At 66.6% G+C, this 14,450-nt stretch carries 12 protein-coding genes; 11 read left to right on the forward strand and 1 reads right to left on the reverse strand.

The window, feature by feature from the left end; genetic code table 11:
* Positions 1–95: 95 nt before the first annotated feature.
* Positions 96–1,175, forward strand: a complete 1,080-nt coding sequence (pheS, locus tag ACZ2GY_RS05980) for a phenylalanine--tRNA ligase subunit alpha (protein ID WP_277358737.1) — start codon at positions 96–98, stop codon at positions 1,173–1,175.
* A gap of 2 nt (positions 1,176–1,177) precedes the next feature.
* The gene (gene pheT / locus ACZ2GY_RS05985; RefSeq protein ID WP_471673271.1) at positions 1,178–3,718 is read left to right on the forward strand and encodes a phenylalanine--tRNA ligase subunit beta; all 2,541 of its coding nucleotides are present in this window, start codon (positions 1,178–1,180) and stop codon (positions 3,716–3,718) included.
* A 107-nt stretch (positions 3,719–3,825) separates the two neighbouring features.
* Here pheT and ACZ2GY_RS05990 read toward each other — a convergent pair whose 3' ends face one another.
* Positions 3,826–4,791, reverse strand: a complete 966-nt coding sequence (locus ACZ2GY_RS05990; protein ID WP_471673272.1) for a quinone oxidoreductase family protein — start codon at positions 4,789–4,791, stop codon at positions 3,826–3,828.
* Positions 4,792–4,921: 130 nt separating this feature from the next.
* On the opposite strand from ACZ2GY_RS05990, the gene argC reads away from it, so the two are divergent.
* From argC to ACZ2GY_RS06035, 9 genes are all read left to right on the forward strand, one after another.
* Positions 4,922–5,953 carry an N-acetyl-gamma-glutamyl-phosphate reductase gene (argC, locus tag ACZ2GY_RS05995; RefSeq protein WP_277358734.1) on the forward strand — a complete coding sequence of 344 codons (1,032 nt, stop codon included), beginning with the start codon at positions 4,922–4,924 and terminating at the stop codon, positions 5,951–5,953.
* Positions 5,950–7,119 carry a bifunctional glutamate N-acetyltransferase/amino-acid acetyltransferase ArgJ gene (argJ, locus tag ACZ2GY_RS06000; protein WP_277358733.1) on the forward strand — a complete coding sequence of 390 codons (1,170 nt, stop codon included), beginning with the start codon at positions 5,950–5,952 and terminating at the stop codon, positions 7,117–7,119. The genes argC and argJ overlap by 4 nt, the downstream gene beginning before the upstream one ends.
* Before the next feature lie 50 nt (positions 7,120–7,169).
* Entirely contained in the window at positions 7,170–8,081 is a 912-nt protein-coding gene (argB, locus tag ACZ2GY_RS06005; RefSeq protein ID WP_277358732.1) for an acetylglutamate kinase, read from the forward strand.
* Positions 8,078–9,382 (forward strand): acetylornithine transaminase, encoded by a 1,305-nt coding sequence (locus ACZ2GY_RS06010; RefSeq protein ID WP_471673273.1) that lies wholly within the window; start codon positions 8,078–8,080, stop codon positions 9,380–9,382. The genes argB and ACZ2GY_RS06010 overlap by 4 nt, the downstream gene beginning before the upstream one ends.
* Complete coding sequence (gene argF, locus ACZ2GY_RS06015) at positions 9,379–10,326, forward strand: ornithine carbamoyltransferase (protein ID WP_277358730.1); 948 nt, start codon at positions 9,379–9,381, stop codon at positions 10,324–10,326. Before ACZ2GY_RS06010 ends, argF begins: the two co-directional genes overlap by 4 nt.
* Positions 10,323–10,880 carry an arginine repressor gene (locus tag ACZ2GY_RS06020; RefSeq protein ID WP_471673274.1) on the forward strand — a complete coding sequence of 186 codons (558 nt, stop codon included), beginning with the start codon at positions 10,323–10,325 and terminating at the stop codon, positions 10,878–10,880. Before argF ends, ACZ2GY_RS06020 begins: the two co-directional genes overlap by 4 nt.
* 57 nt (positions 10,881–10,937) lie before the next feature.
* Complete coding sequence (locus tag ACZ2GY_RS06025) at positions 10,938–12,140, forward strand: argininosuccinate synthase (protein WP_277358728.1); 1,203 nt, start codon at positions 10,938–10,940, stop codon at positions 12,138–12,140.
* A gap of 3 nt (positions 12,141–12,143) precedes the next feature.
* Positions 12,144–13,586, forward strand: a complete 1,443-nt coding sequence (gene argH / locus ACZ2GY_RS06030; protein ID WP_471673275.1) for an argininosuccinate lyase — start codon at positions 12,144–12,146, stop codon at positions 13,584–13,586.
* Positions 13,587–13,663: 77 nt separating this feature from the next.
* On the forward strand, positions 13,664–14,431 hold the full coding sequence (locus ACZ2GY_RS06035) for a maleylpyruvate isomerase family mycothiol-dependent enzyme (RefSeq protein WP_471673276.1): 768 nt from the start codon (positions 13,664–13,666) through the stop codon (positions 14,429–14,431).
* The last annotated feature ends 19 nt before the right edge of the window (positions 14,432–14,450 follow it).

Below are 14,450 nucleotides of genomic sequence, written 5' to 3' on the forward strand. Positions count from 1 at the left end.
CAACGGTCCTTTAGACTGGCAAGGCCGCCGGAGTACTGGATCATCAGTGCCGCCGGCACCCATCGCGCTCACGACACCAAGGTAAAAGCACACTCATGTCTGAACCCACCACACCCGCGGACGCTCCGGACACCGCCGCCGCCCCGGATCCCCTGGACGCCGACGCCATCGCGGCCGCGGTTGACCGCGCGCTCAGCGAGATCGCCGCCGCAGGGAACCTCGACGAGCTCAAATCGGTACGGCTTGCCCACACGGGCGAGAAGTCGCCGATGAGCCTCGCGAACCGGCAGATCGGCTCGCTCGCGAAAGACCAGAAGGCCGCCGCCGGAAAGAACATCGGCCCCGCCCGCGGACGCATCAACCAGGCACTCGCCGCCCGGGCAACCGAGCTGGAAGCTGAGCGCGACGCGCGCATCCTCGTGGAGGAGGCAGTCGACGTGACCGCTGCTCCGCGCCGTCGTCGTGCTGGGGCCCGGCATCCGCTGTCCATCCTCCAGGAGCGGGTCAGCGACATCTTCGTCGGCATGGGCTGGGAAATCGCCGAAGGGCCCGAGGTTGAATCCGAATGGTTCAACTTCGACGCGTTGAATTTCAAACCCGATCACCCTGCGCGCGAAATGCAGGACACCTTCTTCGTTGAGCCGCCCGAGGCGCACCTGGTGATGCGCACCCACACTTCACCGGTGCAGGTGCGAGCGATGCTCGAGCGCGAGGTTCCCATCTATGTCCTGTGCCCCGGCAAGGTGTTCCGCACGGACGAGCTGGACGCCACCCACACTCCCGTGTTCCACCAGTTCGAGGGCCTGGCCGTCGACAAGGGCCTGAGCATGGCGGACCTGCGCGGAACGCTCGAACACTTCGCCCGGCTCATGTTCGGCGATGATGCCGGCATCCGCCTGCGTCCCAACTACTTCCCCTTCACCGAACCCTCGGCCGAGCTGGATATCTGGCACCCGGGTGCCAAGGGCGGCCCCCAGTGGATTGAGTGGGGCGGTTGCGGCATGGTACACCCGAACGTGCTCCGAGCCGCCGGCATCGATCCTGACGTGTACTCGGGATTCGCGTTCGGCATGGGCATCGAGCGCACCCTCATGTTCCGCAACGAGGTAGGCGACATGCGGGACATGATTGAGGGCGACGTACGTTTCAGCGAGCACTTCGGGATGGAGATCTAACCGTGCGAGTACCACTGTCCTGGCTGCGTGAGTACGCACAGGTTCCTGGCGAGGCATCCGCCGAAGACGTCATGGCCGAACTGGTGAAGGTCGGCCTGGAGGAAGAGGCCGTCCATCGTCCCACCGATACCCTTTCCGGACCGATCGTGGTGGGACAGGTGCTCTCGGTCGAGAAAGAGCCGCAGACCAACGGTAAGACCATCAACTGGTGCCAGGTCCGTGTGGTGCCCGAGGGCGCTGAGCAGACCCTGACCGCGGACGGCATCGACCCGTCCGGCGTGCAGGGAATCGTGTGCGGCGCACACAACTTCGTCGAAGGTGACAAGGTGGTGGTCACCCTTCCCGGCGCCGTGCTTCCCGGCGATTTCCGCATTGCCGCACGCAAGACCTACGGCCATGTGTCTGCCGGGATGATTGCTTCCGTTCGTGAACTGGGAATCGGTGAGGACCACGACGGCATCCTCGTGTTGTCCACTCTCGGGCTGGACCCGGAGGTCGGATCGGACGCCATGGAGTTATTGGGACTCTATGACCAGGCGGCCGAAATCAATGTGACCCCCGACCGCAGCTACTGCTTCTCAATCCGGGGGATCGCGCGTGAGTACGCCCACGCCACGGGGTCGGCGTTCACCGACCCGGCTGCCGCCGTCGTCGTGGATCTGGTGGACGGCGCGGGGTACCCGGTGCGGCTGGAAGACCAGGCTCCCATTTACGGGAATGCCGGCTGCGACCGTTTCGTGGCCCGCGTGGTGCGCGGGGTGGATGCCACCCGGCCGACGCCGCAGTGGATGGTCTCGCGGCTGCGCCTGGCGGGCATCCGATCCATCTCGCTGCCGGTCGACATTTCGAACTACGTCATGCTCGAGCTCGGCCAGCCGACGCACTGCTACGACGTCGCCAGGCTCACCGGTGAGGTTGTGGTGCGCCGGGCCAACGCCGGCGAAACCATCGTGACCCTCGATGACCGCAAGCGTGAGCTGCACCCTGAGGATCTCCTCATCACTGACGCTTCGGGCGCCATCGGCATCGCCGGCGTCATGGGCGGAGCGGCCACGGAGGTCTCGAGCTCCACCACGGACGTCCTCGTGGAGTCCGCACACTTCGACGAGGTGTCAATCGCCCGCGCACGCCGCCGCCACAAGCTGCCGTCGGAGGCGTCCAAGCGCTTCGAGCGTGGGGTGGATTGGCACGTTGCCGATGTCGCGGCCCAGCGCGTCGTGGACCTGCTCGTGAGGCTTGCCGGCGGTACCGCCGATGCATCGATCACCGACGTCGGAACCGCGCCCAAACCCATCCTGATCGACCTGCCGGCCGGCTATGCCTCGCAACGGATCGGTATGGATTTCGCGCCGGAACAGGTGGTCGGTGCACTCACCGACCTCGGTGCTGACGTGGCGGAGTACGACGGCGGCTGGCAGGTTACCGCCCCCAGCTGGCGTCAGGACCTGACCATCAAAGACGACCTCGCCGAGGAAATCGCCCGATTGGTGGGCTACGACCAGATCCCGTCGCGGCTGCCGGTCGCTCCTCCCGGGCGCGGCCTCACGCGCACCCAGCAGCAGCGGCGCCGCGTTCTGGCTGCGCTCGCCGGCGCAGGGCTGACCGAAGTGCTGTCCTATCCCTTTGTTTCAATGGAGGCCAACGACACGTTCGGCGCAGCGGAGGGAACGGGACCCGCCGTCAAGCTGGCCAACCCGTTGAGTGCCGAATTCGGCTACCTGCGGCGCTCCATCCTTCCCGGCCTGATCGAGGTGGCCAAGCGGAACTCCTCGCGCGGATTCCGCGATCTGGCGCTCTTCGAGGCCGGTTTGGTGTTCCTGCCGCAGGAGACCCTCGGCACCGCAACCATCCCGCCGCTCGGAGCCCTGCCCGACGACGCGACGCTCGAGACGCTGTACAACGGCCTCCCGCTGCAGCCGCTGACTATCGCCGCCGTGTTCTTCGGCAAGGACTCACCGGCTGCAGCCGGCCACTCTCCGCGTGCCTGGGACTGGGCGGACGCCCTCGACACCGTCCGGTTGATGGCTGACGTCGTCGGCGTCGACCTCGTGATCGAACAGGGTGAGCACCGGGCCTTCCATCCCGGACGCACCGCACGCATCAGTCTGCGCAGCGGTGAGGAGCTCGGCTACGCGGGAGAACTGCATCCGAAGCTGGTCGCCGCGCAGGACCTGCCGCCGCGCACGGTTGCACTGGAAATCAACGCAGACCTGCTGTTCGACGCCGCGCCGGACGTCATCGTGGCCCGGCATCTCTCGACCTTCCCCGCGACCACGCAGGACGTAGCCCTTGTGGTGGACGCGGGTCTGCCGGCCGATGAGGTTCTCGCCACGCTGCGCGAAGGCGCCGGTGAACTGCTGGAGGAGGTGCACCTGTTCGACGTGTACTCAGGACAGGGGATTGGCGACGGCAAGAAGTCACTTGCCTTCGGTCTTCGCTTCCGCGCCACCGACCGCACCCTGACCGCAGATGAGGCGAGCGCCGCCCGCGACCAGGCCGTGCACCTCGCGGCCGAGCGCCACGGAGCCGTGCAGCGCCGCTGACCCGTGTTGCATCCGCGCGTTGAATGTGCAGGACACACCCCCTATGGACAGCCAAAAGGGGTGTGTCCTGACAAATGAACGCGGGTTGGGGGACTTAGCGCGCGGGATCAGGGGAGGAGGAGAAGTTTGCCCGTCGTCCTGCGCGACTGGAGGTCCTCGTGCGCCTGCGCGGCGTCAGCCAACGGGTAACGTGCACCGATCCTCACGGTGAGCGATCCGTCAGCAACCGCGCCGAAGACCTCTCCTGCCCGCCAGCGCCGCTCCTCGGCGGACCGCAGATAGAAGGCGAGGCTCGGCCGCGTCACATAGAGCGAACCGGAGCTGTTCAGCCGCTGCAGATTGAAGTCGGGAACCGGCCCGGATGCAGCGCCGAACAGGACCAGCATCCCGCGCACGCGCAGTGACTCCAGCGACCCGTCGAAGGTCGCCTTGCCCACTCCGTCATAGACCACATCCACACCCGCGCCGTCGGTCAGCTCCCGCACCCGCTCCGAGAAGCCCTCGTAGCGAAGTACGACGTCGGCTCCCGCCTCCCGCGCCAGTGCTTCCTTCTCGTCGGTCGAGACGGTTGTGATGACCCGGGCTCCCTTGGCTTTGAGCATCTGCGTCAGCAGGAGCCCCGTTCCGCCGGCCCCCGCGTGGGTCAGCACAGTTTCACCGTGCTGTACCGGGTACGTGGAATTCACCAGGTAGTGCGCCGTCATTCCCTGCAGCGGAAGCGCGGCGGCGGTCTCAAGGTCCACGCCGTCGGGCACCGGCAGTGCCCTGTCCGCATCAACGAGTGTGTAGTCGGCGTAGGACCGGGAACCCTCGGCGAACGCTATCCGGTCGCCAACCGAGAAGCCGTGGGCCTCCGGCCCTATCCCGATGACTTCACCGGCTGCCTCACCGCCCGGAATGAACGGATACTCAACCGCATAGATCCCGGCACGCTGGTACGTCTCAATGAAGTTCACCCCGACCGCGGCGACCCCGACCAACAGTTGCGAACCGGACGGTGCAGGCCGTTCGATGGACACGGGTTTGAGGACCTCGGGTCCTCCGGCGCGCTCAGCGACAATGGCAATGGGCATGTCAGTGCTTCCTCTCATCGGTGTGCTCTTACTGCGGTGCAACCGGTCCCGTGGTGAACTCATTCCGACCTCCAGTACCCATTGGATAAATATGTGCACCAGTGAATAGGTTTGCTGTACGATGAATCGCATGAATATTTCCGTCGCGGTATCCGGAGCAAGCGGCTATGCCGGAGGCGAGGTCCTGCGCCTGCTTTCGACCCATCCCGAGGTGAGGATAGGCGCGATCACCGCCCACAGCAGTGCCGGCAGCAGGCTGGGCGAGGTGCAGCCGCACCTGCACTCCCTCGCTGGCCGCATTATTGAGGAAACCAATCCCGCCAACCTCGCCGGGCATGATGTCGTCTTTCTCGCCCTGCCCCACGGAGCCAGCGCCGAGGTGGCCGCACAGCTGCCGCCGGAAGTCCTGGTCATCGACGCCGGAGCTGACCACCGGCTCGAAGACGCCGACGCCTGGCACCGCTTCTACGGCTCGGAGCATGCCGGCACCTGGCCCTATGGACTTCCGGAGCTGCCCGGTGCCCGCGACGCGTTGCGGAACGCCCGCCGCATCGCCGTCCCCGGTTGCTACCCGACCAGCGCACTCTTGGCCCTCACCCCGGGATTCGCTGCGGGGCTGCTCCAGCCGGACGACGTCGTCATTGTGTCTGCCTCCGGTGCCTCCGGCGCCGGCAAGGCGCTGAAATCGCATCTGCTCGGCTCAGAGATGATGGGCGGGATGAGCCCATACGGAGTCGGCGGCAGCCACCGGCACACCCCGGAGGTGGAGCAGGGGCTGGGCTGGGCTGCCGGTGCGCCGGTCACGGTCTCCTTCACACCGACCCTCGCTCCGATGTCACGCGGCATCCTGACGACGGCGACTGCGCGGGTCACACCCGGTACCACCGCTGAGCAGCTGCGTGAGGCGTGGGAAACCGCGTACGACGACGAACCCTTCGTCACGCTGTTGCCGCTTGGTCAGTGGCCCGCCACCAAATCCGTCCTCGGGTCCAACTTTGCGCAGCTCCAGTTGGCTTTCGACGAGCATGCCGGCCGGGTCGTCGTCAGCTGTGCCATCGACAACCTCACCAAGGGGACTGCCGGTGGTGCGGTGCAGTCTATGAACATTGCCCTCGGTCTGCCGGAGATCACGGGCCTCACCGGATCAGGAGTTGCACCGTGAGCGTTACCGAACCGCAGGGATTCCGCGCAGCAGGCGTGGCGGCAGGACTGAAGTCGACCGGGGCACGGGATGTCGCCGTCGTCATCAATGATGGTCCGCACCACCAGGCAGCGGCGGTTTTCACCTCCAATCGGGTCGCCGCTGCGCCCGTTCACTGGTCGCGTCAGGTGGTCTCGGACGGGCGGGTGGATGCCGTCGTGCTCAATTCCGGTGGTGCAAACGCCTGCACCGGGCCGCAGGGCTTTCAGAACACGCACCGCACCGCGGAGTTCGCGGCGGAGGCGCTTGGCGTCTCAGCCAGCGATGTCTTCGTCTGTTCCACCGGGCTCATCGGAGAACAGCTGCCCATGGACAAGCTGCTGCCGGGCGTCAACGAGGCAGCCGCACACCTGTCCGACGGCGGCGGCCGGGCTGCGGCCGAGGCAATCATGACCACTGACTCGGTGCCCAAGACCGCAACCTACCCCGCCACGCAGGATGAGCCGAGCGAGGGCTACTCCATCGGCGGAATGGCAAAGGGTGCTGGAATGCTTGCGCCGGGCCTCGCCACCATGCTGGTTGTCCTCACCACTGACGCCGTCCTGGACGCTGCAGTCCTCGATACCGCGCTGCGTGCCGCAACCCGAGTCACCTTTGACCGCGCTGACTCGGACGGTTGCATGTCGACCAACGACACGGTGGTGCTGCTTGCCTCGGGCGCGAGCGGAGTCCGTCCGGATCCGGCCCAGTTCACCGAAGCTCTCACCGGCGTCTGCTCTTCACTGGCTCATCAGCTCATTGAGGATGCGGAAGGAGCGAGCCACACCATCGCGATCCGGACCATCAACGCAGCCACCGAGGAAGACGCCGAAACCGCTGGTCGTGCCGTTGCCCGGTCCAACCTCTTCAAGGCTGCCATTTTCGGCAACGACCCGAACTGGGGCAGGGTCCTGGCGGCCGTCGGCACCACCGACGCCGTTTTCGAGCCCGATCGCCTCGATGTAGCGATCAACGCGGTGCAGATCTGCCGCGACGGCGGAATCGGTGAACCACGGGAACTGGTCGACCTGACCGCCCGCCTGGTCACCGTCGAGATCAACCTCAACGCCGGCTCCGAATCGGCCACAATCTGGACCAATGACCTCACGCACGACTACGTGCATGAAAACTCGGCCTACTCGAGCTGAACTTTTCAGGTGAAGATGCTGCCGCTGCAGACGCCGAGTCGAAGGACAAAATGAACACTCTCAACGCCGCCCAGGACAAGGCGGCAACCCTGATCGAGGCGCTTCCCTGGATCCAGCGGTTCGCCGGCACCACCATGGTCATCAAGTACGGCGGCAACGCCATGGTCAACGATGAGCTGCGCCGTGCCTTCGCCGAGGACATCGTGTTCCTCCACCACGCCGGGGTGCGCCCCGTCGTGGTGCATGGCGGCGGCCCGCAGATCAACGGGATGCTGGACCGGCTTGGCATCACCTCGGAATTCAAGGGCGGCCTGCGCGTCACTACCCCGGAAGCCATGGATGTTGTCCGCATGGTGCTGACCGGCCAGGTGAGCCGTGAACTGGTCGGCCTCATCAACTCCCATGGGCCCTATGCCGTTGGTCTCTCCGGTGAGGACGGCGGCCTGCTCCGGGCCGTCCGGACCGGCACCGTAGTGGACGGCGAGGAAGTTGACCTCGGGCTGGTCGGCGAAGTGGTCGGAGTCAACCCGGCCGCAATCCTCGACATCCTCGAAGCAGGACGCATCCCGGTCATCTCCACCGTGGCACCCGAGACTGACTCCACAGGCAATGGAACGGGACAGGTCCTCAACGTCAATGCCGACACCGCCGCTGCGGCGCTCGCCGAAGCGCTCGGTGCGTCGAAGCTCGTCATCCTTACCGACGTCGAAGGTCTCTACTCCAACTGGCCGGACCGCACGAGCCTGATTTCTTCACTGACGGCTGCCGATCTGCGAGGCCTCCTGCCCGAACTGGAATCGGGGATGATTCCCAAGATGACCGCCTGCCTCAAGGCCGTTGACGGGGGAGTGGAGCGGGCGCACATCGTCGACGGACGACTGCCGCACTCAATGCTGCTTGAGATTTTCACGGCCGCTGGAATAGGCACACAGGTAGTGCCGGACGAGGACGAAGCACTGTGACCAAGGAAACCGCCCTCGAATCCGCATCGGCAGCGGCGCTCATTGACCCTGCACAGGGGAAAGAATGGCTGCAGCGCTATTCGAACGCCGTGCTGGGTGTTTTCGGCACGCCGCAGCGCGTTCTGGTGCGCGGAGCTGGCTGCCACGTCTGGGATGCCGACGGCAAGCAGTACCTCGACCTCCTCGGCGGAATCGCCGTCAACGCGCTGGGCCACGCCCACCCCTTCGTCACGTCGGTGATTTCCTCCCAGCTGGCCACCCTCGGGCATGTCTCGAACTTCTTCACCAGCCCCACGCAGGTGGCGCTCGCCGAGAAGCTCCTGTCCCTGTCCGGTGCCGGCGAAGGATCGAAGGTGTTTTTCGCGAACTCCGGCACCGAGGCCGTCGAGGCAGCCTTCAAGCTCGCCCGCCGCAACAGCGCCGGCGGACGCAAGCGCATTCTCGCGCTTGCTGGCGGCTTCCACGGCCGCACCATGGGCGCTCTCGCCCTCACCGCGAAGCAGGCGTACCGCGAGCCGTTCGAACCGCTGCCCGGCGGCGTCGAGCATCTGCCGTTCAATGACACCGCGGCGCTGGAGGCAGCGCTCGATGAGTCTGTTGCCGCCGTCGTCCTCGAACCTATCCAGGGCGAGGCGGGCGTGCGCCCGCTCAGCATCGACTACCTGCGCAAGGCACGTGAACTGACCAGTGAAGTCGGCGCGTTGCTCATCCTGGACGAGGTACAGACCGGCGTGGGCCGCACCGGGCGCTGGTTCGCGCACCAGGCAAGCGGTATCACCCCTGATGCCATGACCCTGGCCAAAGGACTGGGCGGCGGTTTCCCCATCGGTGCGCTGGTGACATTCGGTAGTGAGGTGTCCTCGCTGCTCACGCCGGGCCAGCACGGAACGACCTTCGGCGGGAATCCAGTCGCGACGGCCGCTGCGCTGGCCACCCTGCACGCGCTTGAGGCGGGTTCGGTGCTGCAGAACGCGAACGACGTCGGCAGCTACCTTCGCAGCAAGCTGGCCGGCGTGAGCGGCGTGAGCGAGGTCCGCGGAGAGGGCCTGCTGATCGGTTTCGACCTCGACGGCGACTACGCCCCGGACGCCGTCACGGAGGCCCTCACCCAGGGGTTCATCATCAACGCGCCCACGCCGCACACACTCCGGCTCGCGCCGCCGCTGATCCTGACGCGCACCCAGGCACAGAGCTTCCTCAATGCACTGCCGGCGATCCTCGAGACGGCACGAAACTGCGGTGCAGCCGGAAACAACGCAGCCGGAAACAACGCAGCCCAGACCACGGAGGCATCCGAATGACCCGCCACTTCCTACTCGACACCGACCTCACCCAGGCTGAACAAAACGAGGTCCTCGACCTCGCGCTTGAACTGAAGAAGGCACCGTACTCGAACCCCGCCTATGCCGGTGATGGCTCGGGACGCAAGACCGTCGCCGTGATCTTCGACAAGACCTCCACCCGGACCCGCGTGTCCTTTGCCACGGGGATCGCGGACCTCGGCGGGGTGCCGCTCATCATCGGTGCGGGCGAGTCGCAGCTCGGTCACAAGGAATCCATCGCTGACACGGCCAGGGTCCTTGAACGGATGGTCTCCACCATCGTCTGGCGCACCTATGCGCAGGCCGGGCTCGAGGAGATGGCCGAGGCATCCTCCGTGCCCGTCATCAACGCGCTCTCCGATGACTATCACCCGTGCCAGCTGCTCGCCGACCTGCTGACCGTCCGGGAACACAAGGGCGCGCTGGCAGGCCTCACGCTCGCTTACTTCGGTGATGCCGCGAACAACATGGCGAACTCCTACCTGCTTGCCGGGGTCACCGCCGGTATGCACGTACGCATCGCGGGTCCCGAGGGCTACCTGCCGGAACAACACATTGTCGACGCCGCCAACAAGCGCGCCGCGGAAACCGGCGGCTCGGTGCTGATCACCACGGATGCAGGCGAGGCGGCAACCGGGGCCGATGTCCTTGCCACCGACACCTGGGTGTCCATGGGGCAGGAGATCGAGGACGACGCCGCGAAGACTGCGAGATTCGAGCTGTTCCGTCCGTACGCCCTTGATGAGGCGCTGCTGGCGCAGGCGGCGGCCGACGCCGTCGTCCTCCACTGCCTGCCGGCTTATCGCGGCTACGAGATTTCCGCCGCGGTCATCGACGGGCCGCAGTCTGTTGTGTGGGACGAGGCGGAGAACCGGCTGCATGCGCAGAAGGCGCTCATGGTGTGGCTCATGGAGCGCTCGTGACTACTGCGGCGTCACCAGGTCAATCGGCCGGCCAGCCTCCTGGTCAGCCGACAGGTCAGCCAACGACGAAGATCGCCCGCCAGGCCCGGATCACTGCCCTGCTCACCGCACAGTCGGTGCGGTCCCAGTCTGAACTGGCCGAACTGCTGGCGGATGCCGGTCTACAGGTGGCGCAGGCCACGCTGTCCCGTGACCTCGTCGAGCTGGGAGCCGTGCGCGTCCGTGGTAAGGACGGCGCACTGGTGTACGCCGTGCCCGGTGAAGGCGGCGGGCGGGCACCGCAGAGCGGCGTCACGCAGGAAATCCTGGACAGCAGGTTGTCCCGGCTGTGCGGGGAGCTCCTCGTGACGGCCGAGGCATCCGGGAACGTGGTGGTCCTGCGTACGCCGCCGGGAGCCGCGAACTTCCTGGCGCTGGCCATCGACCATTCGGTCATGCCGTCGGTGCTCGGTACGATCGCCGGAGACGACACGATTATGCTGGTCAGCCGCGATCCTTCCGGCGGCGCCGAGGTGGCTGCCCGATTCCTGCAGTTCGCGCACGAAGCGTCCTGAACACCAGATTTTCTCCACATCACCGAAATACCCCAACACACAAGAGGAGCTACCCAAGTGACTGAACGCATTGTCCTCGCCTACTCAGGCGGACTGGATACGTCGGTGGCCATCGGCTGGATCGCCGAGGCAACCGGAGCAGAAGTGGTGGCTGTCGCCGTCGACGTCGGACAGGGCGGGGAATCGCTCGAGACCATTCGCCAGCGCGCACTGGGCTGCGGCGCCGTGGAAGCCTACGTCGCGGACGCACGTGACGAGTTCGCCAACGAGTACTGCATGCCCACGCTGCGTGCGAACGCCCTGTACATGGACGCCTATCCGCTGGTCTCCGCCATCTCCCGGCCGGTGATCGTCAAGCACCTCGTCGCCGCGGCGCGTGAGTTCGGCGCCTCCACCGTTGCGCACGGCTGCACCGGCAAGGGTAACGACCAGGTCCGGTTCGAGGTCGGCATCCAGACCCTCGGCCCGGATCTGAAGTGCATCGCACCCGTCCGTGACCTCGCACTCACCCGCGACAAGGCCATCGCCTTCGCTGAGGAAAAAGGCCTGCCGATCGAGACCACCAAGAAGAACCCATTCTCGATCGACCAGAACGTCTGGGGACGCGCCGTCGAAACAGGCTTCCTCGAGGACATCTGGAACGGCCCCACGAAGGATGTCTATGACTACACCGATTCCCCCGAGTTCTCACCGGCGGCCGATGAGGTGGTCGTCTCCTTCCGCGAGGGCATTCCGGTGGCGATTGACGGCCACGCCGTCACGCCGCTGCAGGCCATCGAGGAACTGAACCGCCGCGCGGGCGCACAGGGCGTAGGCCGGATCGACATTGTCGAAGACCGCCTGGTGGGTATCAAGAGCCGCGAGATTTACGAGGCGCCCGGAGCCATGGCCCTGATCACCGCCCACCGCGAACTGGAGAACGTCACGGTTGAACGCGAGCAGGCCCGGTTCAAGAAGACCGTTGACCAGCGCTGGACCGAGCTGGTGTATGACGGCCAGTGGTTCTCCCCGCTGAAGCGCTCGCTGGAAACCTTCATCGACGATACCCAGCGCTACGTGTCCGGCGACGTGCGGATGGAGCTGCACGGCGGGCGGGCAACCGTCACCGGCCGCCGCTCCGACGTCGGGCTGTACGACTTCAACCTGGCCACCTATGACACCGGTGACACTTTTGACCAGTCGATGGCCCGTGGCTTCATCGAAATCTTCGGGCTGTCCTCCAAGGTGGCCTCAGGCCGCGATCAGCGCGCAGGAAGCTGAACGGTGACGGAGGCACACGGTACTGCCGCACACGGGACGAACGAAGGGTCGCTATGGGGCGGCCGGTTTTCCGGCGGTCCCGCGGACGCCCTCGCGGCGCTGAGCAAGTCGACGCATTTCGACTGGCGGCTCGCCCGTCATGACATCGCCGGCTCACGTGCGCACGCCCGCGTCCTTCACCGTGCCGGCCTGCTCGACGACGGCGAGCTGGCCGGCATGCTGGCCGCCCTGGACACGCTCGACGACGACGTCCGCACGGGCGCGTACGTGCCGGCGGACTCCGACGAGGACGTGCACGGTTCGCTTGAGCGGGGCCTGATTGAGCGGGCGGGGCCGGCCCTCGGCGGCAAGCTCCGTGCCGGCCGCTCCCGCAACGACCAGGTGGCCACGCTCGGCCGGATGTACCTGCGGGAACACGCCCGCATCATTGCCGGCGGCGTCCTCGCCACGATTGACGCACTGGTGGAACAGGCTCAGGAGCACCTGGAGGTGCCGATGCCGGGCCGTACCCACCTTCAGCACGCGCAGCCGGTGCTCCTGAGCCACCACCTGCTCGCCCACGCCTGGGCTCTGCTGCGCGATGTGCAGCGGCTCCAGGATTGGGACCGCCGGGCGGCGGTCTCGCCGTACGGCTCAGGCGCGCTGGCGGGATCGTCGCTCGGCCTTGACCCGGAGGCGGTCGCTGCCGAGCTGGGGTTCGAGTCGGCGACGCATAATTCGATCGACGGCACTGCGTCGCGGGACGTGTATGTGGAGTTTGCCTGGGTGGCCTCAATGATCGGAGTTGACCTCTCGCGCATCAGCGAAGAGGTCATCATCTGGGCAACCAAGGAATTCTCCTTCGTCACGCTGCATGACTCCTTCTCCACCGGCTCATCGATCATGCCGCAGAAGAAGAACCCCGATGTGGCCGAGCTTGCCCGCGGCAAGGCAGGCCGGCTCATCGGTAACCTGACCGGGTTGCTGGCCACGCTCAAGGGGCTGCCGCTGGCGTACAACAGGGATCTGCAGGAGGACAAGGAGCCGGTGTTCGACGCCGTCGACACCCTCGAGGTGCTGTTGCCCGCCGTCTCGGGCATGATCGCGACGCTGACGTTCCACACCGAACGGATGGCCTCGCTTGCGCCGCTCGGATTCGCTCTCGCCACGGACGTGGCTGAGTGGCTGGTTCGCCAGGGTGTGCCGTTCCGGGAGGCGCATGAGCTCTCCGGCGAAGCGGTCAAGCTGGCTGAAAGCCGCGGCGTCGAACTGTGGGACCTGACCGACGCGGACTACGCCGGCATTTCCGCGCGGCTGACGCCGGGTGTCCGGGAGGTACTGACCGTCGAAGGGTCGCTGAACAGCCGCGACTCACAGGGCGGAACCGCCCCGGCTGCAGTACGCCGCCAGCTGGATGAACTGGCCGAGCAGGTGGCGCAGGCGCGATCGGCGCCGGCGTTGTCCTAGCTCCAGATACAGGCACAGCGCTGGAAGTTGCGGGTATCCTCGGGACAAACCACCCGATCCCGATCCCGAGGATGTCCGTGAACACGTCGCAGCCGGAAGCACCCCAGCACGATCCCCGGAGACTTCCGGGACTCCTTGCCGACGCGGGCCGGGAACTGCTGGCAACAGCGGCCGGGCTCAGCGACGTCGCCCTCGCGGAACCGTCGGACCTCCCGGGCTGGAATCGCGCCTTCGTCATCGCCCACGTCGAGGGCGTGTGCCGGGCGATGACGCGTCAGCTCGAATTCGCCGCCCGCGGTGAAACCGTCGATTTTTACGACGACGGGCCCGACGGCCGCAACCGGGACATCGAGCGGCGGGCACAGCGCGCTGCAGAAGAGCAACTTAACACCCTGACCGACGCCGTCAGCACCGCCGTGGCGGTGTTTGCCGGCGTGACCGGCAGCGAGTGGGACAGTCGTATTTCCTACCGGGACGGCACCGTACGCGACGGCGCGCTCGCGCTCTGGCGGGAATTGGTCATTCACGCCTCCGATCTCGGCCTCCGACGCACCTCCCTCGACTGGGGCAGCGCCTTCTGCCACTACCTTTTCGAATTCCTCACAGCACGGGTCCCCGCAGGCACGGCACTCAAGCTTCAGCCGCTGGGGGAGCAACCACGCACCCTCCTCAACGGTTCGGGAACCCCCGCACGCACTGTCGTCGTCACCGGCCTCCTGCAGGACATCGCCGCCTGGCTGGCAGGTCGGAAGCCGCTGGGCGGGCTGAACGCGACCGCCGCGGCGGACGGCGTTGACCTTCCCGAGCTCCTTCCCTGGCCGTCAGCCATGGCGCCGCGTGGCTGAGGACTACGCTGCATGTCGC

Source organism: Arthrobacter sp. KKT183 (assembly GCF_055657625.1).